This window comes from Sphingosinicella sp. CPCC 101087 (genome assembly GCF_004151485.1).
GTDB lineage: Bacteria > Pseudomonadota > Alphaproteobacteria > Sphingomonadales > Sphingomonadaceae > Allosphingosinicella.
The window spans coordinates 12,551-37,826 of the sequence record NZ_SBFF01000003.1 but is presented as its reverse complement, the minus strand read 5'-3'; the positions used below and the strand labels follow the sequence as shown (position 1 = coordinate 37,826).

Annotated in this window: 20 protein-coding genes; 10 read left to right on the top strand and 10 right to left on the bottom strand. The window is 66.2% G+C overall.

What is annotated here, in order from left to right:
• Positions 1-68: 68 nt before the first annotated feature.
• The 10 genes from EKM57_RS05490 to EKM57_RS05445 all read left to right on the top strand — a co-directional run bounded on the left by EKM57_RS05490 (position 69) and on the right by EKM57_RS05445 (position 12,884).
• The gene (locus tag EKM57_RS05490) at positions 69-2,153 is read left to right on the top strand and encodes an ATP-binding protein (protein ID WP_129791494.1); all 2,085 of its coding nucleotides are present in this window, start codon (positions 69-71) and stop codon (positions 2,151-2,153) included.
• A 208-nt stretch (positions 2,154-2,361) separates the two neighbouring features.
• A complete protein-coding gene (locus EKM57_RS05485; protein ID WP_129791493.1) occupies positions 2,362-5,211 on the top strand; it encodes a monovalent cation/H+ antiporter subunit A in 2,850 nt (949 codons plus the stop codon).
• Positions 5,212-5,213: 2 nt separating this feature from the next.
• Positions 5,214-5,558 (top strand): Na+/H+ antiporter subunit C, encoded by a 345-nt coding sequence (locus tag EKM57_RS05480; protein ID WP_129791794.1) that lies wholly within the window; start codon positions 5,214-5,216, stop codon positions 5,556-5,558.
• Positions 5,555-7,084 (top strand): monovalent cation/H+ antiporter subunit D, encoded by a 1,530-nt coding sequence (locus EKM57_RS05475; RefSeq protein WP_129791492.1) that lies wholly within the window; start codon positions 5,555-5,557, stop codon positions 7,082-7,084. Before EKM57_RS05480 ends, EKM57_RS05475 begins: the two co-directional genes overlap by 4 nt.
• Positions 7,081-7,572 (top strand): Na+/H+ antiporter subunit E, encoded by a 492-nt coding sequence (locus EKM57_RS05470; protein ID WP_129791491.1) that lies wholly within the window; start codon positions 7,081-7,083, stop codon positions 7,570-7,572. Before EKM57_RS05475 ends, EKM57_RS05470 begins: the two co-directional genes overlap by 4 nt.
• Positions 7,569-7,838, top strand: a complete 270-nt coding sequence (locus tag EKM57_RS05465) for a K+/H+ antiporter subunit F (protein WP_129791490.1) — start codon at positions 7,569-7,571, stop codon at positions 7,836-7,838. The genes EKM57_RS05470 and EKM57_RS05465 overlap by 4 nt, the downstream gene beginning before the upstream one ends.
• A 4-nt stretch (positions 7,839-7,842) precedes the next feature.
• Positions 7,843-8,259 carry a Na+/H+ antiporter subunit G gene (locus tag EKM57_RS05460; protein ID WP_129791793.1) on the top strand — a complete coding sequence of 139 codons (417 nt, stop codon included), beginning with the start codon at positions 7,843-7,845 and terminating at the stop codon, positions 8,257-8,259.
• Positions 8,260-8,473: 214 nt separating this feature from the next.
• Positions 8,474-9,841: a TolC family protein gene (locus EKM57_RS05455; RefSeq protein ID WP_129791489.1), complete on the top strand. Its 1,368-nt coding sequence runs from the start codon at positions 8,474-8,476 to the stop codon at positions 9,839-9,841.
• Positions 9,831-11,558 (top strand): type I secretion system permease/ATPase, encoded by a 1,728-nt coding sequence (locus EKM57_RS05450; protein WP_129791488.1) that lies wholly within the window; start codon positions 9,831-9,833, stop codon positions 11,556-11,558. Before EKM57_RS05455 ends, EKM57_RS05450 begins: the two co-directional genes overlap by 11 nt.
• 21 nt (positions 11,559-11,579) lie before the next feature.
• A complete protein-coding gene (locus EKM57_RS05445) occupies positions 11,580-12,884 on the top strand; it encodes an HlyD family type I secretion periplasmic adaptor subunit (protein ID WP_129791487.1) in 1,305 nt (434 codons plus the stop codon).
• Positions 12,885-12,909: 25 nt separating this feature from the next.
• Here the strand turns inward: EKM57_RS05445 and EKM57_RS05440 are convergent, their stop codons facing one another.
• The 10 genes from EKM57_RS05440 to EKM57_RS05395 form a co-directional block, all read right to left on the bottom strand.
• Positions 12,910-13,749 carry an SMP-30/gluconolactonase/LRE family protein gene (locus EKM57_RS05440; protein WP_129791486.1) on the bottom strand — a complete coding sequence of 280 codons (840 nt, stop codon included), beginning with the start codon at positions 13,747-13,749 and terminating at the stop codon, positions 12,910-12,912.
• Entirely contained in the window at positions 13,749-15,035 is a 1,287-nt protein-coding gene (locus EKM57_RS05435) for an MFS transporter (RefSeq protein ID WP_129791485.1), read from the bottom strand. The genes EKM57_RS05440 and EKM57_RS05435 overlap by 1 nt, the downstream gene beginning before the upstream one ends.
• Positions 15,036-15,041: 6 nt before the next feature.
• The gene (locus tag EKM57_RS05430; protein WP_129791484.1) at positions 15,042-16,412 is read right to left on the bottom strand and encodes an amidohydrolase family protein; all 1,371 of its coding nucleotides are present in this window, start codon (positions 16,410-16,412) and stop codon (positions 15,042-15,044) included.
• Entirely contained in the window at positions 16,390-17,073 is a 684-nt protein-coding gene (locus EKM57_RS05425) for a hypothetical protein (protein WP_129791483.1), read from the bottom strand. Before EKM57_RS05425 ends, EKM57_RS05430 begins: the two co-directional genes overlap by 23 nt.
• The gene (locus EKM57_RS05420) at positions 17,070-17,918 is read right to left on the bottom strand and encodes a 4Fe-4S binding protein (protein WP_129791482.1); all 849 of its coding nucleotides are present in this window, start codon (positions 17,916-17,918) and stop codon (positions 17,070-17,072) included. The genes EKM57_RS05425 and EKM57_RS05420 overlap by 4 nt, the downstream gene beginning before the upstream one ends.
• A gap of 181 nt (positions 17,919-18,099) precedes the next feature.
• Complete coding sequence (locus EKM57_RS05415; protein ID WP_165357192.1) at positions 18,100-21,078, bottom strand: TonB-dependent receptor domain-containing protein; 2,979 nt, start codon at positions 21,076-21,078, stop codon at positions 18,100-18,102.
• 252 nt (positions 21,079-21,330) lie between these two features.
• The gene (locus EKM57_RS05410) at positions 21,331-22,107 is read right to left on the bottom strand and encodes an IclR family transcriptional regulator (RefSeq protein ID WP_129791480.1); all 777 of its coding nucleotides are present in this window, start codon (positions 22,105-22,107) and stop codon (positions 21,331-21,333) included.
• Between the two features lie 75 nt (positions 22,108-22,182).
• Positions 22,183-23,097 carry a hypothetical protein gene (locus tag EKM57_RS05405; RefSeq protein WP_129791479.1) on the bottom strand — a complete coding sequence of 305 codons (915 nt, stop codon included), beginning with the start codon at positions 23,095-23,097 and terminating at the stop codon, positions 22,183-22,185.
• Positions 23,094-24,161 (bottom strand): 4-hydroxy-2-oxovalerate aldolase, encoded by a 1,068-nt coding sequence (gene dmpG, locus EKM57_RS05400; protein ID WP_129791478.1) that lies wholly within the window; start codon positions 24,159-24,161, stop codon positions 23,094-23,096. The genes EKM57_RS05405 and dmpG overlap by 4 nt, the downstream gene beginning before the upstream one ends.
• Positions 24,158-25,132 (bottom strand): acetaldehyde dehydrogenase (acetylating), encoded by a 975-nt coding sequence (locus EKM57_RS05395; RefSeq protein ID WP_129791477.1) that lies wholly within the window; start codon positions 25,130-25,132, stop codon positions 24,158-24,160. The genes dmpG and EKM57_RS05395 overlap by 4 nt, the downstream gene beginning before the upstream one ends.
• Positions 25,133-25,276 lie beyond the last annotated feature (144 nt).

The window sequence follows — 25,276 nt, the reverse complement described above, 5'->3', positions numbered from 1 at the left end:
GGGAATGAAGGCTATAGCTGTGGAATTCAAAATTGCCGGGCAGGAAGCCGACGCCTAATCCCGATCCGATGAGCGACGGACGCCTTCACGAGATCAGCGAGCTGAAGGCAGGCCAACGGACGCGTCTGCTGATCGGCCTGTTCGCGGCGTTCGTCCTGGTGCTCGTCGTCCTGGCGCCGATCCAGCGAATCCAGGTCGAGCGCCGCGAGGCGGTCGAAGCGGCGATCCGGCAGAACGAGAACCGCGCGATCATGCTCGAGCAGTATCTGACACGCACCCTGGAGGCGGCGAACATCGCGACGCTTCATCTCGCGGAGCGATTTGTCCACGGCGAAGGCGGGCTCAGTCATGGAACGCTCGACCGGCCGGCCCGGATCGGCGGGCCGATCGCCGGCAATCCGAGCTTCCTGGGGGTCAGCCTCGTCGACGCGGACGGCAATCTCGTCGCCTCGACGCTGGGCACGCGCGTCGCCGGCACCAATGTGCGCAACCATCCGGCCTTTCGCATCCATGTGCAGCAGCCGGGCGATCGGCTGTTCGTCAGCGTTCCCGCCTTTTCGCGCCGGCTCGGCCGGGAGGTGATCTGGCTGACCCGGCGCATCGAACGCGAAGACGGATCCTTCGCCGGCGTGGCCGCGATCAACATCGCGCCCGAGCAGCTGATCGGCTTCCATGACGGCGTGTCGGTCCGTCCCTCCGATATCATTTCGGTGATCGGCCTCGACGGCATCACCCGGGCGCGAATCACCGGCGGGCAGATCAGCGCCGGCGAGGATCTTCGCGGCACCCTGGCGATGCGCAGGCAGGAGGCCGATCCGGACGGCACCTATCTCGGCCCCGGCGCTCTCGACGGAAAGATCCGATTCTTCAGCCATCGCCGGCTCGAGGACTATCCGCTGTTCGCCACCTACGGAGTATTGCGGGACGACGTCTTGCGGCCGGCGCGACAGCGGGCCCGGCTGATCGTCGCGGTCGCCGCCCTCGTCGCCGTGATCACCATCGCTTTCGCTCTCGTCCTCATCTCCCTGCTTCGGCGGCGCGACCGCTGGACCGCGGAGACGGCGGAGGCGAACCGGCGGCTCGAGGAAGCGCAGCGAATCGCCCGGGTCGGCGACTGGGACTTCGACCTGGAGACCGGCCGGATCAGCTGGTCGCCGCAGCTCTACGAGATGTACGGGCGCGATCCGGCTTCGGGCCCACCGACGCTGGCCGAGTTCGAGGCCATGCTCGACGAGGACTCGCGTCTCGTCGTCGCCGAGGCGATCACCGAGGCGATCGTGACCGGTGAGCCGCAAGTCTACGAGCTGCGGGCGAAGACGGCTGGGGGCGCAGAAAGCCATCGGTTGATCTCGGCGATCCCAACCCGCAACGGCGAGGGCCGCGTCGTCCGGATGTACGGCACCGACCAGGACATCAGCGACCGCAAGAGAATGGACCAGCTGGAGGCGGAGCTGTCGCATCTGTCGCGGGTGGAGGCGATGAACGCGATGGCCGCTACGCTGGCGCACGAGCTCAACCAGCCGCTTGCGGCGGCGGCCAATTTCCTGGTGGGGAGCCGCAAGATACTTTCATCCGGCAAGGGGGACCGAGAGGATGCGGCGGAAGGCCTGCGCGCCGCCCAGCACCAGGTGCAGTTCGCCGGCGAGATAATCAGACGGGTGCGGGCGATGGTGTCCAACGATCCCAAGGAGCTGAGGTCGGTCCCGATCGCCAGGATCATCGATGATGCCATTGCCCTGGGCACGATGGGGACTAAGCGGGACGGGATCGACATCCGCAAGCGGATCGGCGCCAATGCGGCCTTCGTTGTGGCCGACCGGATCCAGATCCAGCAAGTGCTGCTGAACCTCATCCGCAATGCGCGCGAGGCGGTGGCCACGGCGGAAAAGCCGGCGATCATGATTCGGAGCAGCCGGGCGGACGCGAATCATGTGACCATCACGGTCGAGGATAATGGCAGCGGCTTCGGGGCGGATTCGGCCTCGATGTTCACCGCTTTCTCATCGGGAAAGGCGCAGGGGCTCGGCCTGGGCCTGTCCATTTCGCGCACGATCATCGAATCGCATGGCGGCCGGATCTGGATCGAGAATCTGCCGACGGGCGGCGCCCGCGTGAGCTTCACTCTTCCCGGCGTCGAGCCGGAGGCGAACTAGCCGAACCTTTCGCCGGCAGCGTGACGGCTTCAAGTCCAGGCGCGGGCGGCGAGGCTGCAAGGCTCGCGCAAAGGGGAGGCGATTCTTCGGCCGAGGCCGACCGCCAGGTCGCGCCTTTTGCTTGATAGGGACGACTTCCGATGCCAGTTGGCCTCATGCCCCCATGGCTTTTCAGACCCTTGCCGCCTCTTGAGACGGGGACGATCCGGTGACGCTGGCCATCCTTGCCGCGATACCCTTCCTCGGCGCGCTCCTGGTCGCGGCGACGGCGAGACTCGGCCGCCACGCGAACATGATCGCCGCTGCCGGATCGACGTCCGCGGCGCTGGCGCTTCTCCTGTCGATGGCGCCACGGGTGCTGGCCGGCGAAGTGATCACCACGCGCATCGCCTGGATCCCGACGCTCGGCCTCGACGTCAACTTCTTCCTCGATCCGCTCGGGCTGATGTTCGCCGGCCTGATCCTGGGCATCGGACTGCTGATCATCATCTATGCCCGCTTCTACCTTGCCGCGGCCGACCCGATGGGCCGGTTCCTGGCCTTCCTGCTGCTCTTCCAGGGCGCGATGCTGGGCATCGTCATCTCCGACAACGTGCTGCTCCTCCTCGTCTTCTGGGAGCTGACCAGCCTGTCTTCATTCCTCCTGATCGGCTTCTGGCGGGCGCTGCCGGAGGGACGTCAGGGCGCGCGGATGGCGCTTGCCGTCACCGGCGGCGGCGGCCTGGCGCTGATCGCAGGCCTCTTGATGCTTGGCAGCATTGCCGGATCCTACGACCTCAGCGACATCCTGAGAGCCAGCGCGGAGATCAAGGCCTCGCCTCTCTACCTTCCGGCGCTGGTGCTGATCCTGGTCGGCTGCTTCACCAAATCGGCCCAATTCCCGTTCCATTTCTGGCTGCCGCACGCCATGGCGGCGCCAACGCCTGTCAGCGCCTATCTCCACTCGGCGACGATGGTGAAGGCCGGCGTGTTCCTGCTCGCCCGGCTGTGGCCGGCGCTCGCCGGCACCGATGCCTGGTTCTATCTCGTCGCGACCACGGGCCTGGTGACGATGCTCCTCGGCGCGGCCTTTGCGCTGTTCAAGAACGACCTCAAGGCGCTGCTGGCCTATTCGACGGTCAGCCATCTCGGGCTACTGACCATGCTGTTCGGCTTCGGCACCCCCATGGCGGCGGTGGTCGGCGTCTTCCACATCATCAACCATGCCACCTTCAAGGCGGCCTTGTTCATGAATGCCGGCATCGTCGACCATGAGGTCGGAAGCCGGGACATTCGACGGCTCGGCGGACTGCTCACCTTCATGCCAATCGCCGGAACCCTTGCGATCGTGGCCGGGGCCTCCATGGCCGGGCTCCCGCCGCTGAACGGGTTTCTTTCGAAGGAGATGATGCTCGAGGAGGCAGCCCACACCGTCTGGGGCGGGCTGAGCTGGCTGGTGCCGGTGGTCGCCACCATCGCCGCGACGCTCTCGGTCGCCTATTCGCTGCGCTATATCGCCCACGTCTATTTCGGCCCGCGACGCGACGACTATCCCAGGAGGCCGCACGACGCGCCCGTCGGCCTTTGGGGCCCTTCCGCCGTCCTCGTCATGCTGGTCGTGGCGATCGGCCTCTTCCCCGCCGCCATCGCCGGGCCGCTCGTCCAGTCGGTGTCCGGCGCGGTAATCGGTGACGAACCGCCTCGTTTCGCGCTGAAGATGTGGCATGGCTTCACGCCGGCGCTGGTCATGAGCATCGTGGCGGTCGCCGCCGGCGCGCTGATCCTGTGGCGGCATGCGGCCGCGGAACGGCTATGGGCGCGGCTGCCCGTCCCGGAAGCCAAGCGGCTGTTCGAGAGCGGGATCGAGACGTTGGGCCAAGCTGCAAATCAGGTGACCCGCCGGATCCACAACGGATCGCTGCAGCGCTCTCTCGCCGTCCTGTTCACGGCGGCCGTGCTCCTCGGCATCGAAGGCGCCGCGACGGGCGGCTTCAGCTTCGGCGCGCGACCCGGAATACCCGCCTCACCCGTTGCGATCGTGGCCTGGCTTGCCTTGCTGGGCGCGATCCTGGCCGTGATCAGCGCCCAGCGCCATCGCTATCTTGCGCTCATCTTCATCAGCGTCATCGGCCTGATCGTCTCGCTGGGCTTCGTCTATCTTTCGGCGCCGGACCTCGCGCTCACGCAGATCTCCGTGGAGGTCGTCACGATCCTCCTGCTCCTGCTGGCGCTCAACCTCCTGCCCAAGGAGCCGCCCCGGATCAGCTCCACCCCGCATCGGGTGCGCGATGGCGTGATCGGCGCGCTGGGCGGGACGGCCGCGGCGTTCGCCGCCTGGGCCGTGATGACCCGCGATCCGAACGATCCGATTTCCCGCTACCATTGGGAGAACAGCTATGAAGGTGGCGGCGGCACCAATGTGGTCAACGTCATCCTGGTCGATTTTCGCGGTTTCGACACGTTCGGCGAAATCATCGTCCTCGGCATTGCCGCCCTCGGCATCTTCGCTCTCCTCGAAACCGCGACCAAGGGCGTGTCGGGCCGGCGCCTGGCGAACTGGACCCCCGACCTGATCCGATCGCCCGAGCGGCACCCGATGATGCTCGTGGTGGCCACGCGGCTGCTGCTTCCGCTCGCGATCGTTGCCGGCGTGTACATCTTCCTGCGCGGCCACAACATGCCGGGAGGCGGCTTCATCGCCGGCCTGATCTTCTCGGTCGCGTTCCTGATGCAATATATGGCTTCCGGCTTCGAATGGGCCGACCGGCGACGCCGCTTCGACCATCATGCGCTCATCGGCTGGGGCGTGATAGCGGCCGCCACCACCGGGACGGCCGCGATCTTTTTCGGGGCGCCGTTCCTGACCAGCACGTTCGACTATTTCCATCTGCCGGTCATCGGCGAGTTCGAGCTGGCGAGCGCAATCGCCTTCGATGTCGGCGTCGCCCTCACCGTGGTGGGTGCGGTGATGCTGGCGCTCGCCCAGTTATCGAACGTCGCTCAACGCGCCGAGAAGCTCGAGCGGACCAAATATCCGATGGACGTCGACCCGAGCCGACATCCGGAGACAGCGGCATGACCCTGGAAATGCTGGTCGCCAGCGCCATCGGCCTCCTGACTGCCGCGGGAATCTATCTTTGCCTTCGCGGCCGCACCTTCCCGGTGGTGCTCGGCCTCGCCATGCTGTCCTACGCGATCAATGTCTTCCTGTTCTCGATGGGCCGGCTGATCGTGGACCGGCCGCCCATCTACCAGAAGGGTGTGGACGCCTATACCGATCCGCTTCCCCAGGCGCTGGTGCTGACGGCGATCGTCATCTCTTTCGGCATGACGGCCCTCGTGGTGGTCCTTGCGCTGCGCACCTATCTCGAGACCGGCACCGACCATGTCGACGGAACTCCGGACGAACGAGACGGCCCCGCATGAACCATCTCCTGATCGTGCCGATCGCCCTTCCCGCCTTCGTGGCGGCCCTGACTCTGCTCGGCATGCGCCGGACGCTCGCCCTCGGGCGCGCTTTTTCCGCCTCCGCCTGCCTGGCTCTCGTCCTCATCGCGCTCGGACTGCTGTGGCAGGCAAGCGACGGCACGATCACCCGTTATGCACTTGGCGATTGGCCCGCCCCGTTCGGAATCGTGTTGGTGCTGGACCGCTTTTCCGCGCTGATGCTGCTGATGACCTCGCTGCTGGCGCTGGCGGTGCTCGTCCACGTGATGGTGACCGGGCTCGACCGGCGCGGATGGCACTTCCACCCCTTATTCCACTTCCAGCTGCTCGGGCTCAACGGCGCCTTCCTGACCGGCGACCTCTTCAATCTGTTCGTCTTCTTCGAGGTGCTGCTGATCGCTTCATACGGCCTCATGCTGCACGGCCAGGGCACGGCGCGGCTCCAGGCCGGCGTTCAATATGTGATCATCAACCTCGTCGGATCGACGCTTTTCCTGGTGGCCGTCGGCATTCTCTATGGCGTCACCGGGACGCTCAACATGGCCGATCTCGCGGTGCGCGTGGCGGCGGCGCCGGCCAGCGACCAGGGCCTGATCCGCGCGGGAGCCCAGCTGCTGATCGTCGTCTTCGCGTTGAAGGCCGCGCTGCTGCCGCTGCATCTCTGGCTGCCCCGGACCTACGCAAACACATCCGCACCGGTGGCGGCGTTGTTCGCGATCATGACCAAGGTCGGAGTCTATTCGATCATCAGGGTGACGACTCTCGCCTTCGGCGACGATGCGGGCGCCGCGGCCTGGGCTCCGGCGTCATGGATGCTGCCCGCCGCCTTGCTCACCGTCGTGATCGGCTTCATCGGCCTGCTTGCGGCCAGCCGGCTGTTCGAGCTGGCAGCCTTCGCCATCATCGGATCGACCGGCACGTTGCTCGTCGCCGTGGCGCTGTTCGAGCAGTCGGCGCTGGCCGCCGCCATCTATTACCTTCCGCATTCCACCCTGGCCGGCGCCCTCCTGTTTCTGACAGCCGACCTGATTGCCCGCCGACGCGCGGACCTGGATGACCGACTCCAGCCGGGCCCGCGCCACGCCGGTATCGAGCCCCTCTCGCTGATATTTCTACTCGCCGCGGTGGCACTCGCCGGCCTGCCGCCCCTTTCCGGCTTCGTCGGCAAGCTGCTCGTGCTCGATGCTGCCCGCGATCATGCGGCCGCCCCATGGATCTGGGCGACCATCCTCGGCACGACCTTTCTCGCCATCATCGCCTTCGCACGGGCGGGAAGCCTGCTCTTCTGGAAGAGCGCGCAAGTCGAAACCCTTCCGAGGACGCGCCCGCCCGATCTGCGCCCATTGGCACTTCTGCCGGCATCAGGCCTGCTCGCGCTACTGGCCCTCCTTACGATTTTTGCCGGTCCGGCGACCGGCTATGCCGGCGAGGCCGCCGCCCAGCTCCTTTCGCCGCAGCTCTATATCGAGACGGTTCTCGGCGGCCATCGGGGAGGCGTACGATGATCCGCCGCCTTTTCCCCCACCCGGTCCTGGCGGCGCTGATCGTCATCGTCTGGACGCTGCTGCTCAACGATGTCAGCGTCGGCGGACTCCTGGTCGGCGTGGCGGTTGCCCTCATCGTACCCCAGCTGACGGCACCCTTCTGGCCGAACCGGCCGAAGATCCGGTTCGGCTGGCCGATGCTGGAATATCTCGCGATCGTCTTGTGGGACATCGTGGTGGCGAACTTCCAGGTAGCCTGGCTCATCCTGTTTCGCCCCAGTTCGCGCCTGCGTTCGCGCTGGCTGGTCATCCCGCTCGACATCCACTCGCCCGAAGCGATCACCACGCTGGCCGGAACGATCAGCCTCACGCCGGGAACCGTCTCCGCCGACGTCTCGGCAGACGGCCATTCGCTACTGGTGCATGCCCTCGACGCGGCCGATCCGCAGGCGGAGATCCAACGGATCAAGGACCGTTACGAGGCTCGACTCAAGAGGATCTTCCGATGATCGGAACCGCCCTCGCCATCGGCTTCATTCTCGTCGCCTCCGCGATCCTGATGAATGCATGGCGCCTCCTCGCCGGCCCTTCGAACGGCGACCGCATCCTCGCCCTCGACACGATGGCGATCAATGCCATCGCACTGATCATGCTGTTCGGCATCTACGAGGGCAGCACGACCTATTTCGAGGCGGCCCTTCTGCTTGCCATGGTCGGCTTCGTCGGCACCGTCGCCTACGCCAAGTTCCTGCTGCGCGGCGACATCGTGGAATAGGATGATGGAAACCGCCATCGAGATACTCATCTCCTTCCTGATCGTCCTTGGCGGCGTCTTCGCCTTCGTCGGTTCGCTGGGGCTGGCCCGACTTCCGTCGCTGATGACGCGCCTCCACGGCCCCACCAAGGCGACGACGCTCGGCGTGGGCAGCACGCTCATCGCGTCGATGATCTTCTTTCCGGCCTTCGTCGGAAGCTGGTCGGCGCACGAGCTGCTGATCGCCCTCTTCCTCTTCATCACCGCCCCCGTTTCGGCCAACATGATCGCCAAGGCCCATCTCCACCGGCAAGGCTGGGGCGTGGACCCGAACCCGGCCGACGGCATCAGGGATTCCCTTCCGGACACCGGCGGACCGACCGGCTGGGCGACCTTCTGGGAACCGCGCGAAGGCGGGCAGGACGATGTTCTGCGGCCATAGTCGCCGTCACAAGAGGGCCTGACGGACGACCCATCTGCCGGCCCCAAGGGATGAGGCCCGCAGATGGGCCGGCCCAGTCCAACTGCTTGACCTGCAAACGGAATGAGGCGCGGGAAAGCAGATAAGACTGGCGTTCCCGCGGCAGCCGATCTAAATCTGATGCCGGCAAGGGGGACATTTGCGGGGCATCATTCGCTCGGCGGCCGTGGGGGCCATGATCATCGCATCCGCGACAGCGACGGCGCAGGAACCCCTGCCTGCGCCCTCCGGCCGCCCGTTCGAGATCGATTTCGCCACCGACCCGGTGCTCAGGCTGCGACTCCAGCAAGCGGACCAGGAGGCGTTCCGCGCGCTCGTCGCCTCCGCAGTCGAGCAGCATCCCGGGACTGCCGAAGCCGCCGCCGGCGAGGACGAGGCGCTGGCGGGGCTCAGCGAGGCACGCAGCGCCGTGCTCCCCACGCTCGATGCGACGGTCACCTCCTACCGGGTCCTCTCGCGCGAATTCTCGGACGATCCCACCAACATCATCGAGAGCTCGCGCCCCGAGCAGCGGACGGATGCGATCCTGACGGCGCAGCAGACATTGTTCGATTTCGGCGCCACCTCCCGCCGCATCTCGGCCGCCGGCGCGCGCCTTCGGGCCGCCGGATCGGACCTGGAGGCAACGGCGGACCAGATCGCCATGAACGCGATCGGCGCCTGGTACGACGTGTTCGGCTATCGCGCCCTGGTCGCGCTGACCGAGGCGTTCGCGGATAGCCAGCGCGAGCTGCGCGAAGCGGTGGAGATGCGGATCCGGGAGGGGGCGTCGGCGGAAGGAGACCTTCCCCGCGTCGATTCCTACATCGCCCAGGCCGAGACGCGGCTGGCCCGCTTCCGCCGGCAGCTCGCGGGCGCCGAGGCGCGCTTCACCGAGCTGGCGGGAATGCCGCCTCCGGCCGAGCTCCAGCGGGCGCCCGCAATGGGGGTGCCGGTGCAGAGCCGGGACGAGGCCGCGCTCGCGGCGATGGAATCCCCGGCGGTGCGGAGCGCGCAGGCGCAGGCGGATGCGAGTCGCCAGGAGGCTCGCGCCGCCCGGGCGGACCGCCTGCCGCAGTTCAGTGCCGGAATCGACGCCGGGCGCTACGGCGTGTTCGAGACCGACAGGGATTATGACATACGCGGCCGCCTGGCCATGCGCTGGCGACTGCTCGGCAATGCCGACGCCCGCGCCGACCAGGCGGATGCCCGCGCCCGCGCCGCCGACGCGCGCGCGATGCGGATCACGGAAGAAGCCGAGCGCGACGCCGCCATCGCCTGGTCCGACGTGCGCGCGCTGGAGCAGCAGCTGCGCTCGCTGGAGCAGGCCTATATTGCAAGCCGCCAGTCGCGCGACGTCATTGCGGAGCGCTTCCGGTCGGCGCGCGGCACCCTATTCGACGTGGTCGACGCCGAGGATGCCTATTTCGAATCGGCGACCTCTTACATCCAGGCGCTGACGGAATTGGATGCCGCGCGCTACGTCCTGCTGTCCCGAACCGGGCGCCTGCTCGAAGCGCTGCGGATCGACGCTGACCGATTGAGGGGGGAAGGTGAGCGCTGAAAATCTCGTCAAGGTTCCCAGGCCGCGGCTCGCCGAATGGCTGATGGAACCGATGCGCCGCAACCGGTCGACCTATTGGAAAGTCGCGGTGGCAGCGGTGTTCATCAACATCTTCGGGCTGCTCACCGCCTTGTTCACGATGACGGTCTACGACCGCGTCGTTCCGAACAATGCCATGTCGTCCCTGGTCGCGCTTTCGATCGGCCTCGGCATCGTCATCCTGTTCGATTTCGTGCTGAAGATGCTCCGCGCCTATTTCGTCGACCATGCCGGCGCCCAGATCGACCGCGACATAGGCGGCGAGGTGTTCGAGCGGCTGCTGGCGATCCGCCTCGAGCTCAAGAAGGGATCGACCGGCGCGCTCGCCAGCATGATGCGAGAGCTGGAGGCGCTGCGCGACTTCTTCGCCTCCGCGACGCTCACCGCGGTCGTCGACGTGCCGTTCATCATTCTCACGCTCTGCGTCGTCGCGATCATCGGCGGCCCGGTGGTGCTGGTGCCGGCGCTCATGGTGCCGCTCGTCATCTTGATCGGATGGCTCACCCATCCCGCGCTCGAGCGGCTTTCGGCGCGCGCACTGGGCGAAGGCATGCTCAAGCAGTCGGTGCTGGTCGAGGCGATCGGTGGCCTCGAGACGGTCAAGACGGCCGGGGCCGCGCCCCTGCTGTCCAGGCGCTGGCTCAAGGCGGTCGAGCAACATAGCGACAGCTCGCTTCGCCAGCGGATGATCTCGTCGATCGGAGTCACTTTCGCGACGTCCGCCGGCACGATCTCCTACGCCGGAGTCGTCATCGTCGGCGTCAACCTCATCGCCGAGCAGCAATTGACGATGGGAGGCCTGATCGCCTGCTCGATCCTCGCCGGGCGCGCGATCGCGCCGCTCGCGCAAATCTCCCAACTGCTTTCCCGGATCACCGCGACCCGCACAGCCTATCGCCAGATCAACGCCATGATGGAGCTCCCGCCCGAGGGACCCGAAGGCGAGCCGCTAAAGCTCAGCCGGGTCGAAGGCCGGATCGAGCTGCGCAATGTCGGCTTCCGTTACCCCAACGCGCCGGAAAGAGCTCTGGACGGCGTAACCTTCACGATCGAGCCGGGCGAGCATGTCGCCCTGCTCGGCCGGGTAGGATCCGGCAAGTCGACCATCGCGCGCCTGATCCTCGGCCTCTATCCGCCGGAGGAAGGCCTGATCCTGATCGACGGCACCGACATCCGCCAGCTCGACCCCAAGGACCTTCGGGCCAATATGGGCGCGGCGATGCAGGAGAGCGTCCTGCTGACCGGTTCGGTGCGCGAGAATATCGTGCTCGACCGACCGCAGGTCGACGATGCGGAGCTGATCCGTGCCGCCGAGATTTCGGGCACCCACCAGTTCATGGGCCAGATCGCCAATGGCTACGACCTGAAGCTCGCCGACCGCGGCGAAGGGCTTTCCGGCGGCCAGCGCCAGTCGATCGCCATCGCCCGGGCCATTGCCGGAAAGCCGCCGATCGTCATCATGGACGAGCCTTCCAGTGCAATGGACGCGCAGACCGAGACCGCCTTGATCCAGCGCCTCACCCAGGAGCTGGAGGGGCGGACGCTGATACTGATCACCCATCGGCCGCCGCTGCTGCAGCTGGTGAAGCGAATCATTCTGCTCGACAGGGGCAAGGTCGTGGCCGATGGCGGACGCGACGCCGTGCTGCAGAAGATCATGCGCCCCAAAGCTGCCTAGCCAGGACGTCAGGACCCTAGCATGCACGGCACCCACATCGAGGACCTCACCGATCGGATCAAGCCGCGGACGGCGTCGAGCGTCCTCCTGTGGGTCGTCACCGGCTTCGTCCTGATCTTCTTCATCTGGGCCTATTTCGCCGAGATCGAGCGAACGGTTCGCGGCATGGGACGGGTGATTCCCAGCTCTCAGCTTCAGGTGGTGTCCAACCTGGAGGGCGGGATCGTCGAGGCCATACTCGTCCGCCAGGGACAGCTCGTGCGCGCCGGCGACCCGCTGATCCGGCTCGACGAGACGCAGACGGGCGCCGATTTCGGGAGCGGCGAGGCGACCTTGTCGGCGCTCGCCGCCAAGATCGCGCGGCTGCAGGCCGAGGTAGCGGGATCCAGCCCGGCCTATCCGGCGGCCAGCAATCCGGTGCTGGCGGAGCAGATCGCCATCGAACAGTCGCTGCACACCTCGCGCATGGCCGATCTCGCCAGCCTCTCCGCGGCGGCGCAGGCGCGCATCGCCCAGGCCGAACGCGCCGTGGCCGAAGCCGAGGCGACCTATCATGCGCGAGTGGCGGCGCGCGACTCGCGCCAGGCCGAAGTCCGGATCCTGCGTCCACTGGTCGAGCGCGGCATCGAGCCGCGGCTCAGCCTCGCCCAGGCGGAAAGTGCCGCGGCCGTCGCTGCGAGCGAAGCCGAAGCCGCCGCCGCGTCGATTGCACGCGCGCGTGCGAGCGTGGTCGAGGCGCGGTCCTCCTTCGCGCAGCTTCGCCAGGAATGGCGGGCGCAGGCGGCCAACGAACTGGCCTCGGCGCAAGCGGAGCGGGCGGCTCGGCGCCGCGCCCTGCCGGCGCTCGCGGAAAGGGTCGAGCGAACGGTCGTGCGCGCGCCGCTGGCCGGGCTGGTCAACCGGGTGCTCGTCACGACACGCGGCGGCACCGTCGCGCCAGGCGCGCCGCTCGTCGAGATCGTGCCGTCGGAAGAGAATCTGCTGATCGAAGCGCGCGTTCTTCCCCAGGATATCGCCTTCGTCAGCCTCGACCAGCCTGCCAAGGTCGCAATCACCGCTTACGACCGCGCCGTTTATGGGACGCTGGACGGGCGGGTCATTGCCATCTCGCCTGACGCGGTCACCGAGGAACGGACGGGAGAGACCTTCTATCTCGTCCGCGTTCGCACGGCCGCCAATGCGCTTCTGGACCCACGCGGCCAGCCGATGCCGATCGGTCCGGGCATGGTGGCGGAGGTCGACCTGCTCGGCGACACCCGCACGGTCCTCCAATATATCCTCTCGCCGATCACGAAGCTCAGCGAGACCGCGCTCAGGGAGCAATGAGCAGAGAACTTCCGCGGCGGCGCGGTCAGAGCGGATGGATGGTGAGCGTGGCGGCGCGGATCTGGGGCACCAGCAACCGGTTGCGGCGCGGATCGTAGCCGATCGCGGCCGGAACCTCGATATTCTCGGCGACCGTGGTGGTGGAGCCGCTCTCCAGGTCCAGGCGATAGACATTGTGCCCGAGCTGACTGGCGACGAGCAGGCTTCCGTCCGGCAGGACCACGATACCGTCGAATTGCCCGGTCGGCAGAGTCACTTCGCGGACAATTGCACCGGCAGGCGTGCGGACCACGAGGTTCACGCCTCTGCCGCCGTGGATGACGTTGCCATCGGGAAGCACGGCGATTCCATTCGGCCGCTCAAGCCCCGGATCACGGGGCGCGAAGGCCGAGACGGCGCCGTCCGGCCCGATCCGCCACAATGCGCCGGGCGACTCGTTGCTGCCGCTGTCGGTGACATAGACGGTGCCATCAGGCGCGACGGCAAGGTCGTTGAGCCGCACTGCACCCGCCACGTCGATCGTTTCGCGCGGCGCCCCCGTGCTGCGGTCGAAGGTTTTTACCGCGGCCACGTCAGCGACGTAGAGACGATCGCCGTGGACGAAGATACCGAGCGGGTCGACCAGCCCCTGTGAGATCCACTTGAGCTCAACTATGGTGCCGTCCGGCGCCACGCGCGAAACGAAGCCGTCGGCGCCGCCGTCCGGCCCGCGTTGCGCGCCGAGATTGGAGACGAGATATTCGTCCCGGGCCTCGTCGTAGCGAGCCGCCTCGGAACCTTGGAAACCGACATCGCGAACGACCTGCTGTGCCGCTGCCGGTGATGCGGCGAGAAGGGCTGCCGCGAGCAGATGAAAGGTCCTCATCACGCCTCCGCTGGTTTCAAGGTTTCGATATAGAGCGGACGCGAAGCGTCCAGCCTCAGGAAGAGCAGGGCCCCCATCACGCAGAAGGCCGAGACCACGAAGAAAGCCGATGTCCAGCCGCTGTGGACGACGAGATAGCCGGTCGCGACCGACGTCAGCGCGCCGGCAATATTGCCGAACGTGTTCATCACCGCGGAAACCGATCCGGCAAACTCTCCGCCGACGTCAAGGGTGACAGCCCAGGAGACGCCGACGGTAAGCTCGAGGCCGAAAACGGCCAAAGCGAAGAAGGCGACGCTGACCAACGGATCGGCCGCGGTAGCGGCGAACGGAACCATCACCCCCGCGATCAGGAAGCCGGCAAAGGCGACCAGCCGGCGGGCGAGCTTGAGATTGCCCGAGCGCTTCAGAAGGCCGTCCGAGAACCAGCCGCCGGCTAGGTCGCCGAGCACGCCCGCGGCGAGCGGAACGCTGGCGTAGAGGCCCATCTGGGCGAGATCGAAATCGCGGGCGTCGCTTAGATATTTTGGGAACCAGGCAAGGAAGGTGACGATGCTGTAGCCGTAGCAGAAGTACATTGCCGACAGCAGCCAGATCTGGCCGTTGCCGAGCAGCTGGCGCCAGGGCACCGAGCGGCGGCCGGCCGTGCGCGTGCCGAGCGCCGCCTCGATACGCTCCAGCTCCGCTTCGTTCACGGATGCGTGCTCGCGCGGATGATCGCGATAGAAGACGAACCAAAGCGCCGCCCAGGCGAGGCCGAGCAAGGCAAAGGCGATGAACGGCATGCGCCAGCCGAATTCGATGATCAGATAGGCGACCAGCACCGGAGTCACGGCGGCGCCGAGCCGCGCTCCGGCATGGGTGACACCCTGCGCCCAACCGCGCTCCGAGGGCAGCATCCACCGGGACAGCGAGCGGGTCGCAATCGGGAAAGCGCCGGCTTCGCCCATGCCGAACAGGAAGCGCATCACGACCATCGACCCGGCCGACCAGGCAGTCGCCGTCAGCGCGGTAAAGGCCGACCACCAGACCACCACGGCGGTCAGCGCTCGGCGCGGACCGAAACGGTCGCCCATCCAGCCGCCGGGGATCTGGAACAAGGCGTAGCTGATCTGGAAGGCGAAGAAGATCCACCCCATCGTGACGGTGGAGAAGCCGAACTCTTCCTGGATCGACGGGGCCGCGGTCGAGATCACGACCCGATCCATATAGGTGATCATGTAGGCGGCGACCGTGAGCCAGAGCACAATGTGCCTGACCCTGGTCGGACGGGCGCTGGTGGCCATAAATGCTTACCCCTCCCCGGCACCCCGGTTCAAATCCAGCGGCACGGGCCGGCCGGCGATGTAGACCGAACGGATCGTTCGGCTGTTGCTTATGTCCGCGAGCGGATCGGCCTCCAGGACGACGAGGTCCGCCCAATGCCCCGGTTCCAGGGTGCCGAGATCTTCCGCGCGGAGGAACTCGGCCGCCTGGCCGGTCGCCATGCGGATCGCCTCCGCCGGCGTGAAGCCCGCGTCCACGAGCTGCTGCAGCTCCCAATGCGCGAAATAGCCGGGAAAGCGGGAGATCGGCCCGCTGTCCGTGCCGAAGCCGATCCGGACACCCCCGTCGGCAAGGCGGCGCAAATTGGTCTTCGCCATCTCCAGGAAGCGGGGGAAATCGTGGAAATGCGGGTTGGACGCGATCCGGGCCTGATGTTCCGGGCTGCGCAGCCGGGCGAGCACCTCCGGTCGCACGGAGCGGGTGAAGAAGGGATCGCCAAGGAAGGGGGCAGGCTCGCCATAAGCGAACATCGAGGCTTCGCGGGACAGCGTCTCCGCGACCTGCCAGGTGCCGCGATCGCGCATCGCCTCGATCAGCTCGGCATCGACCGGCCGGTCGCGCACGCCATGGGCGAGGCCGTCTACGCCCTGCTCGACCAGCCGCTTGGCATCCTCCAGGTAGAAGATGTGAGCGATGGCGCGCAGGCCGTGGCGGTGAGCGGCCTCGATGACCGCCGCGCTGATCTCCGGCGGCATGGCCGGCATCGTGCCGAGCTCGTCATCGACCCAGAATTTGATGAAATCGGCGCCGTTGGCGGCTTGGCGATCGACCTCTGCGGCGGCCTCCTCGGGCGTCGAGACGGGCCGGTTGACCCCAGGCGCCCCGCCATATCCGCCCTCGAAGACGATGCCCTGACCCGAGGTAAAGATCCGCGCCGATTCCGGCCGCCCAGTCCGCTGGGCATCGCGGATCGCATAGATGTCGTCGCGATCGGTGCCCATCACCTGGACGGCGGTGACTCCGTAGGCGGCATAGGTGCGAAGATCGCGCTCGATATTCTCGGGCGTGAGCAGGGCCGGATCGGTGGCCAGTCCATCCGATATGGCGAGATGGACGTGAAGGTCGATCAGCCCCGGAATCACATATTGGCCGGCGAGGTCGATCGTTTCGGATCCGGCAGGGGCCTGAAGCTGCGTGGCCGGCCCGACCCAGGCGATGCGCCCGTCCCCGCCGATGATCATCGCAGCGTCGGGAACGGGCGGCCGTTCCGTACCGTCGATCAGCGTGAAATTGGTCAGCACCGTTCCGCCCGGTTCGTCGGCCTCGGCTGTGGAGCAGGCGCCGAGGACGAGCGCCAGCAGCAGGCCGAAGAGATTAGAAAGCCTTGATGCGGGCATCGTCGATGATCCTCTTGGCGCGCGAAGGATTGAAGATTCCGCAAGAGCAGAAGCGACTTAGATAGGCGACGGCCTCGTCCGGCGTGCAGCGGCCTTCCTTCACCCAGTCGATCATCTTCTTGGCGAAAGACTGGGCGATCATGCCGTGGCCGCACATGGTCGACAGCATCATCACATGGCGGTTCGGCACATTGTCCGGAATTCCTTCGAACCCGAGCGAATAGCCGATGCTGTGGCGGGGGACTCCGGCCTTTGCACAGCATCCCTGGCCATTCTCCAGCGACGAAGAGACGTTGATGCTAAGTCCCAGTTTCTCCTCCTTGATCCGCGCGACGAAGGCCTCAGCGGAATCCTTGTCGTCGAACACGGCGGCATAAGTGGTCGGCTTGCTTATTCCGGCGATCACCGCGTTGAAGTCCGGCCTGGTCGGCCGTGCGAAGAAATGTTCGACCGCGCGCTTGTGCCGGGTCGGCCGGATCGCTCCTCCGCTCATCGCATCACCCAGATTCACCGGCCCATATTCGAGCGCGATCTCGAGAAAGCGCTTGAGGGCGGGCATCGGGTCACCCCTGCCCTTCACGCCCTTCGCCGGAATGGCGATGACGATATAATCGTCGAAGAAGCTCTCGGCCGTGCCGAACCTGTGCAGCGTATTGGTCATGTCTCGAGCCCCTCCGGATCAGTCGTCTCGCGCTCGATCCTCTGGATCGGCGGCCCCGCGAGCCCGACGTTGGTCTTCGCCCGGTGCAGCTTGTAGCCGAGGCGCTTCAGGACCGGCGCGACGACATGATCTTCGCCATTCTCGTCGCAGCGCGTGCCGACGCCGAGCACGACGATCGTGTCCAGCCGCTTCTCGACTTCCCAGACGATGCGGATCACCTCCTCGACCCGCGCGACCGGGACCTTGATCTCGAGGATCGCGGAAAGCACTTTCTCGTCGAGGATGTCGGGCCGTACGGTTCCGGTCGTCACATCGGTCATCAACGTCGTCACCGGGTTGTTCGGCTCGAATGCGATGCCGGCCTGCGCCATGGCTCGGCTCATTTCCTGAATTTCGTGGAACCGGACCCCGACCCCCGGGCGGCCGAACTCGATGGTGAAGCCGACTTCCCCGACCGAGACCCTGTTGGTCACGTCGTTCGTCTTCACCTCCTCAGTGCCGCGCCCGACGATCCCGGTGGATTCGTGGGGCACGCGCGGGTCCGAGAAGGCGCGGCGGACGATGCGCGGCCATTCCAGATCCTCGGGCTCGAAGCATGCGGTCGGGCAAATGTCCGGGTCCGGCTCGAAGCGCATCAATAGCGCGCGCATCGCCTTGCGGGTGGCGCGGACCGTGCGCGGCGGCAGATGCTCCTGGCTGAGTCCGTTGTAGCAGGCATAGCATTCGACGCAGGCGTCGCGATTGATCGTGGCGCGTTTCGTCTTCGGATTGATGAAGATGGCGCCCATCGGACAGACGTAGGTGCAATTGCCGCAGGCGACGCACCTTTCCTGGTTGATCTTCATCGGCACGTGCTCCGTGTACGCGAACCTGCCGAGGCTTCTAGGACAGCTCCGCCCCAAAGCCGAACCGGCGTGTGAATCGAGACGCAATCCGGCCCGGCCCGCGCGGCGCCAAACGGCCGGCGAAGAAGCCCCGTCTGCGCAGGAGCCCCCCCGCCCCCGGGGCGGAAACAGAGCCGGCCGATCAGAATCGGAGCCTCGCGCCGATCGTCACGACCCGGCCGATCGGGTTGGCGCCATATTGGTCATAGCCCGGCGCCCGGTTGTAGAAAGGCGGATCGCGATCGAACAGGTTCGCGACATCGACGAAGACCTGGCTGCCGCCGAGGAAGCCCTCGCCCTGAAGGGTGTAGGCAAGGTTGAGATCGAACAGCACGCTGCCGCTCACCTTGTCGCCGCCACCGTTCGGATTGCCGTTCTCGTCGCGGGTGAGCGGCTCGACGGTGCTGCTCGACCAGTTACGATAGCTGCCGATATAATTGGCGAACAGGTCGATCGAGAAGCCGGAATGAGCCCACCCCGCATTGAAGCGGCCCTGGGTCTGGATCGAAGGGAAGGTCTCGTTGAAGCCGGTCGTGTTGAGCACGCTGAACCAGGGTCCGCCGCCGATATTCTGACGAAACTTCGTGAAGTAGGAGAGGGACGCACCGACGGTGAAGGTGCCGGCGCTAACGGTATCGTGCTCGTAATTGAGGCTGGCGTCGATACCTTGGACGTCCAGGTTCACGACGTTCTGCTGCCGGCCGTTGCGGATGAAGTTGATGCATTGCGGCAGGGGCCCGTTGAGCGGCGCCTGGCCGACAACGGCGGCGACTTCGGCGGCCGTCGCGCAATTCGGAAAGATGGTCAGCAGGTGGTTGAGGCCGGGCGTGTTGATCACTGTCGCCAGGTTCGGTGAAGTGACGCCGCCGCGGAAGCTGGCGTTGAACAAAGTCGCGGCCGCTCTGAAACCAGGCAGGAAAACGGGGGCGAAATCGGCTCCGATCGACCAGCCCTTCCCCTTTTGCGGCTCCAACTCGGGATTGCCGTTGTTGAAGGAAATGCCCTGGATGGTGCTGGTGGCGATCTGGCACGTGACCTGTCCGGGCGCATTGCATCCCGGCAGCTGGGCGGCGAGCGGATAGTTGGCGATCGGGATGATCACCGCGCCCGTCAACGGGCCGTAGCCCGAGAAGCTCGCCAAGCCCCCGCGGGAAGCGTCACCGAGGCTGCTGATCGCCGGCGCGACGAAAGAGCGCGACCAGTTGCCGCGGAAGCGCAGGCCGCGCACGACTTCGAGGTTGGCGCCTATCTTCGGATTGTTGGTCGAGCCGACGTCGCTATAGTCGTCGTGCCGCCCCGACACGGTGATCTCGAACCGGCGGACGAACGGCAGCGCGTTCGCTTCGCCGATGATCGGAACGAACAGCTCGGCATAGGCCGAACGGACGTTGCGGCCGAGGTCCAGATCGAGTTGCTCAGATCCCTTCGAGGCCGGCCCGGTATTGTTGGGCCTGCTGCGCTGGATCTCGAGCCCGTATTTCAGATACTCACCACCCACGGCGAGCCGGACGTCGCCGCCGGCCCAGGTGAACAGCGTGCCGTCCAGCCCAAGCCGCGCCTGGGTGATGGAATGGTAGTAATTGGCGACATTGAGCGAATCGGTGAGCATCGCGCGCACCGCCGCCGACGTGCGGTTGCTCGCGGCGGGGTTCCACACGTCGAGCGCGTTGTCGGTCGTGAGCGGCAGGTTGAGAACGATGACCGACGTTCCCGGAATTGATGGCCGCGTGACGTCTCCCCCGGTATTGGTGGTGCCGTTAAGCGCGAGGTTGGCGCAGCTTCCGCAAAGCTGGCCGTTGCTCTCGACCTGATGGTCCTCGCGCCCGACCAGCCCCAGGCCGGTCAGCCGCCAATTGTCGTTGATGCGGTATTCGAGATTGCCGGCCACGAAATAGTTGACCGAGCTGTTGTCGTTATAGGCTCCCGGGCCGAGCAGTTCGTCGGCATTCCAGCGCACCGTCTGGCGGTCTCCCTCGGCTGTGCCGGGAGCGATACCAGGCGGATTCACATAGAAGGGGTTGGCCTGATCGCCGGTGCGGAAAGCGGTCGCGGTGAGCGTGCCGCGGCTGTCGCGGGCATGGTTCTCGCGATTGGAGTAGAGGAAATCGACGCCGACCGTGAGGTCCGGCGTGATCTCATGCTCCACCTTTGCCATGACGTTGTGCCGGACTTCACGAGGCAGGAGGTCCTCGTAGATCGTGTTGTCGCACGGGGCATTGGCCGAAATGTTGGCCACCGGGTTCGCGTCGGTCGGCGACAGGAATATGCCGCCGGCCCCGCCGGGCTGGATCGTCGCCGGCGAGCAATTGAAGCTGGAGAAGTTCGTGCCGCCGTCGTCCCGGTGGTCCGGCCGCAGGAAATCGCGATCGGCATAAGCCAGTGCGCTTCGATAGGAGTGGGAATAAGCCAGCATGACCGAGCCCTGGTCCCACCGTGTGCCCCAGAGCGCGCCGGCATTGTAGGTCTCGTAGGAGTCGCCGAAGCCCGCCTGCGCCTGGACTTCGAAGCCTTCGTAGCGGCGACGGGTGATGAAATTGATCACGCCGGCTACCGCGTCGGAACCGTAGATGGATGAGGAGCCTTCGGCGAGAACCTCGACCCGCTCGAGGGCAATCGGCGGCACGATGCCGGGATCGGAGAGCGGATGCGGCTGCCCGCCGAGCGAGAAGCGATGGCCATCGATCAGCACCAGAGTGCTGTTGCTCGCACTGGAGCCGAGGCTGTGGATGGTCGGGGAATAATATGACGTCCCTGCCGGCCCCTGGCCGGCATTGCCCGCCGCGGTGATCTGGGGAACCGTCTTGAGGATCTGCTGGATCGTCTGGGCGCCGGTATCCTCGATCGCTTCGCGACCGACCGAAACCAGGTTGGAGCCGACCGGCGCGACGCCGCGCAGGCTCGTGCCGGTGACGACGATCGACTCGCCTTCCCCGCCCGACCCATCGGCCTCAGGGAAAGCGAGATCCTCATCCCCCGCCATCGGCGTGGTGTCACCAGGCACCGGTTGCGGCGCGTTTACCGTCTGGGCTTCCGGTGCCTGCGCCGAAGCGCTGGTCGCAGCGGCGACGGCGACGAGCGCGATGGTCGATGCGCCAAACCTGAGCAGCTTCAATGCTTTCATCTTCTCCCCTCCCATTCGGGCGCCCTCTTTGAGGCTTCGAATGGAGAAGTCCGGGTGTGGGCGGGAGAAGTCAAAATAGGGGGGTCAAATCCTCTCACTTGATGAGACAGGCTGAAGGCCTTCCTCATGCCATCGCGGCCTTTTCCGTAGCGGAAGTTCGCTTCGCCTCCGCAATCGCGAAGGTCGATTAAGAGCGGGGCCGAAAGCGCGCGCGCTTCCGGCCCCAGCAAGCAGACGCTCCAGCGCAGCGTCTCAGGCGGCGATCGACTCCGCGGCCGGCATCAGCTTGTGCTGGATGGCCGCGGCGGCACATTGAAGGGCGATCCGAACCTCGTCCTGGCGTTGCCCGTCCATGCGTTCGGCCTCGTCGGAGACCGAAATGGCGGCGATCGTCTTGCCCGTGGAATCGCGGACCGGTACCGCTACGCAGCGCAGGTTCAACGCGCTTTCGCCGTCGTCGATCGCGAAGCCGCGCTGGCGTACGCGCATGATCTCGCGCCGGAAGGCGGCCGGATCGGTGATCGTATGCGGCGTCAGCGGAACCAGGTCGCCCTCGTCGATGAAATCCTCCAGCTCCTGATATGGCAGGCTGGCCAGAAGGACCTTGCCGAGGCCCGTGCAATAAGCCTCGTGCTGTGCGCCGACCCGGGTGTGCACGGCGAAGCCCGCCGACTCTCCCACCTTCGCGACATAAGTCACCATCCCGTCCTCGAACACGCCCATATGAACGGTGAGCGAAAGCCGCGAGGCGAGGTCGAACAGAACGCCATGGGACACATCGCGAAGCAGTTCGGCCACCTCGACCTGGCGCGACAGGTGGATGAGCAGCATTCCCGGGCGATAACGGCCGCGCGGCCCGCGCAGCACCGCGCCGATCTCTTCGAGCGTCTGGATGAGCCGGTAGCCCGAAGCCTGCGGCAAGCGGGCGCGGCGGCTGAGTTCAGCGCTGGTAAGCCACTCGTCCGCGTCCCTGAAGGCGCGCAAGAGCTTGAAGGCCTTGCGGACGGATTCGTTCTTTGGCGTCGCCACCTTTCAACCTCCCTCTCGTTCGAGACTGGTCACCGGCGGGGGGAACGTCAATCGCGCTCCCTCTCGCGCCGGGCCTCACATTCTGAATCGGAACATCCAACCCACATCGTCGCAACAATACATGTACCCGTCGTGAAGCTTGGCCCCGTGAATGACCGGTGAGTCGTCCGGAAGCTGGATTCGCGCGTCGATCTCGCCGCTCGTCGCATTCTGCCGGAAGAAAGCGTTGAGGTTCGAGTCGGAGGCCCAGAAATGGGTCTTGGCGGCGTCGGTCCAGGTCATGTCGTGCGGCCGGTTCCCCGCGCTCGGATAGGAATCCTGGACCACCCAGTCCGTCTTGTCGATGACGAACACCGAGCGCGCCGGCGGCACGGCCACGTAGAGCAGCTTGCCCTTTTGAAGGATGCAGTGTGCGCCCGTACCGGGGGGCGCATCGATCCGATCGAGCGCGACCTGCCCGTTCGGCAGCCGCGCGACGTTCCCGGGAAGCGCGGAGGGCGGACGCGGCGCTTCCGGATAGGCCGGCTCGAGCGGCGTGCGGTGTCCCTCGACATCGCCGGCCATGCGGTAGATCAGGCCGGCGCCCGGGGTCTGATAGGCGGCGATGGTCTGCGATGTCCTTGGATCGAGATGGACGATCAGCCGATTGTAGGTCGAGCCGATCCACATCGTCCCGTCCTCGTCGTCGACGCAGATACCGCTTGCCGAGCGAACGTTGCTCGGCTGGAATTCACGGATCAGGCGTCCGTCGGCCGGGTCGATGAGGGAGATCCAGTTCTCCGGACCCTGGTCGATCACCCACATGCCTTCGTCTGTCTTGTCGAGGCCGTTCGGCTTGCCGTGCGGCGTTCGATAGAGAATCTCGATCGGACCGGAAGGCCGGGTCGGGATGCGCGAGAGATCCGGAGCCCGCGCGAAGACGGCGCCGGGGAAGGCAGCAAGGGTCGGCAGGCTCGCCAATATCCCGAGAAAATGCCTGCGTTCGATCATTCTTTCTCTCCTGTGCCTGCGCCCTGTTCCGCCGGGCCGCTCCTCGATCCGAGAATGTCCAGCGTGACGTCCACGATCATGTCCTCCTGACCACCCACCATGCGGCGGCGGCCGAGCTCCACGAGGATCTCGCGAACGTCGACGCCATAGTCGTTGCCGGCTTTCTCGGCGTGGCGGAGAAAGGAGGAATAGACGCCGGAATAGCCCAGGCTGAGCGTTTCCCGATCGACCCGCACCGGGCGGTCCTGCAGCGGACGAACCAGTTCCTCGGCCGCGTCCATGAGCTTGAACAGGTCGGTGCCGTGGCGCCACCCCTTTCGGTCGATCGCCGCGATGAACACCTCCAGCGGCGCGTTCCCCGCCCCTGCCCCCATGCCGGCGAGGCTGGCGTCCACGCGGATCACTCCGCATTGTGCCGAGACGATCGAATTGGCGACGCCAAGCGAAAGGTTATGATGGGCGTGGATGCCCCGCTCGGTTTCGGGTTCCAGAATCCGATCGAACGCCTCGAACCGTTCGCGGCAGCCGTCCATGTCGAGGGCACCGCCGCTGTCGGTGACGTAGACGCAGGTCGCGCCGTAGCTTTCCATCAGCTTCGCCTGACTGGCCAGTGCCTCGGGTTCGATCATGTGGCTCATCATCAGGAAGCCCACGGTGTCGAGACCGAGATCGCGGGCGCGTCCGATATGCTGACGGGCGATGTCCGCTTCGGTGCAGTGGGTGGCGATCCGAACGGAGGTGACGCCGAGCTCGTGCGCCCGTTCGAGATCCTCGATCGTGCCGATGCCCGGAAGCAGCAACGTGGTCAGCCGCGCTCGCTCGACGACTTCCGCGGCGGCCTCGAGCCATTCCCAGTCGGTCGCGGCAGCGAAGCCGTAGTTGAAGCTGGATCCGTTCAGGCCATCGCCGTGGGCAACCTCGATCGCGTCGACGCCGGCCTCATCGAGGGCCCGGGCGATCCGCCGAACCTGGTCGAGCCCATATTGATGGCGGATGGCGTGCATGCCGTCGCGCAGGGTGACGTCCTGGATGTAGAGGCGCGTGGAGGAAGGATCGAAACTCATGCACACGCTCCGGCGAGCTGTCGCTCCGCAATCTTCTCGGCGGTGCGGAGCGCCGCGGAGGTCATGATGTCGAGATTCCCGGCATAAGCGGGCAGATAATGGGCCGCCCCCTCCACCTCGAGGAAGATGGTCGACTTGATCCCCTCGAAGCTGCCGACGCCGGGGATGCGGATGGGATTGTTCGAGCCGAAGCGCTCGAACTGGACCTTTTGCTTGAGGCGGTAGCCCGGCACATAGGCCTGGACCTGCTTTAGCATCGCCTCCACGGCCGCCTCGATGGCCGGCTCGTCGGCGCCCGACGACAAGGTGAAGACGGTGTCGCGCATGATCATCGGCGGCTCGGCCGGGTTGAGGATGATGATCGCCTTGCCCTTTGCGGCGCCGCCGACCTGCTCGACGCCGCGCGCGGTGGTCTGGGTAAACTCGTCGATATTGTCGCGCGTCCCCGGCCCGGCCGAACGGGACGCGATCGAGGCCACGATCTCGGCATAATGGACCGTCGCCACCGACGCGACGGCGGCAACCATCGGAATGGTGGCCTGGCCGCCGCAGGTGACCATGTTGAGGTTGGGCGCGTCGAGATAACTGTCGCCGTTCACGACCGGAACGACATAGGGTCCGATTGCGGCCGGCGTGAGATCGATCATCACTTTTCCGGCGCCGGTCACGACCTCGCTATGCCGTCGATGCGCCCCCGCCGAAGTGGCATCGAAGACGATTGCGATGTCGGGCCATACCGGAAGCCGGATCAGGCCCTCTATTCCCTCGTGAGTGACAGCAACGCCGAGGCGGGCGGCTCGGGCGAGCCCGTCGGAATTGGGGTCGATTCCAACCATTGCGCCCATTTCGACGCGACTGGACGTGCGCAAGACCTTCATCATCAGGTCGGTTCCAATATTGCCCGATCCGATGATCGCCGCCTTTACTTTACCCGGCGCAACGAAATCAGGCGCCTGTCCGGCGGAAAGCATTCACGCACCCCCTTTCAATCCTGCGCATGAGGATGAATGCGGATCGCCACCGGGGTCAAATCGACGGCCGAGGATCTCTCATTCTGTGAGATTCGGTACGAAAGGGCAGGGAAGATTATGGCGATCGCGCGAAAATGGGCCGAC

What these genes read in the sequence shown, in the direction of transcription:
- EKM57_RS05490 (WP_129791494.1), top strand. Translation starts at nt 69, where the DNA reads ATGAGCGACGGACGCCTTCACGAGATCAGCGAGCTGAAGGCAGGCCAA.
- EKM57_RS05475 (WP_129791492.1), top strand. Translation starts at nt 5,555, where the DNA reads ATGAACCATCTCCTGATCGTGCCGATCGCCCTTCCCGCCTTCGTGGCG.
- EKM57_RS05470 (WP_129791491.1), top strand. Translation starts at nt 7,081, where the DNA reads ATGATCCGCCGCCTTTTCCCCCACCCGGTCCTGGCGGCGCTGATCGTC.
- EKM57_RS05465 (WP_129791490.1), top strand. Translation starts at nt 7,569, where the DNA reads ATGATCGGAACCGCCCTCGCCATCGGCTTCATTCTCGTCGCCTCCGCG.
- EKM57_RS05460 (WP_129791793.1), top strand. Translation starts at nt 7,843, where the DNA reads ATGGAAACCGCCATCGAGATACTCATCTCCTTCCTGATCGTCCTTGGC.
- EKM57_RS05455 (WP_129791489.1), top strand. Translation starts at nt 8,474, where the DNA reads ATGATCATCGCATCCGCGACAGCGACGGCGCAGGAACCCCTGCCTGCG.
- EKM57_RS05445 (WP_129791487.1), top strand. Translation starts at nt 11,580, where the DNA reads ATGCACGGCACCCACATCGAGGACCTCACCGATCGGATCAAGCCGCGG.
- EKM57_RS05440 (WP_129791486.1), bottom strand. Translation starts at nt 13,749, where the DNA reads ATGAGGACCTTTCATCTGCTCGCGGCAGCCCTTCTCGCCGCATCACCG.
- EKM57_RS05435 (WP_129791485.1), bottom strand. Translation starts at nt 15,035, where the DNA reads ATGGCCACCAGCGCCCGTCCGACCAGGGTCAGGCACATTGTGCTCTGG.
- EKM57_RS05430 (WP_129791484.1), bottom strand. Translation starts at nt 16,412, where the DNA reads ATGCCCGCATCAAGGCTTTCTAATCTCTTCGGCCTGCTGCTGGCGCTC.
- EKM57_RS05425 (WP_129791483.1), bottom strand. Translation starts at nt 17,073, where the DNA reads ATGACCAATACGCTGCACAGGTTCGGCACGGCCGAGAGCTTCTTCGAC.
- EKM57_RS05420 (WP_129791482.1), bottom strand. Translation starts at nt 17,918, where the DNA reads ATGAAGATCAACCAGGAAAGGTGCGTCGCCTGCGGCAATTGCACCTAC.
- EKM57_RS05415 (WP_165357192.1), bottom strand. Translation starts at nt 21,078, where the DNA reads ATGAAAGCATTGAAGCTGCTCAGGTTTGGCGCATCGACCATCGCGCTC.
- EKM57_RS05405 (WP_129791479.1), bottom strand. Translation starts at nt 23,097, where the DNA reads ATGATCGAACGCAGGCATTTTCTCGGGATATTGGCGAGCCTGCCGACC.
- dmpG (WP_129791478.1), bottom strand. Translation starts at nt 24,161, where the DNA reads ATGAGTTTCGATCCTTCCTCCACGCGCCTCTACATCCAGGACGTCACC.
- EKM57_RS05395 (WP_129791477.1), bottom strand. Translation starts at nt 25,132, where the DNA reads ATGCTTTCCGCCGGACAGGCGCCTGATTTCGTTGCGCCGGGTAAAGTA.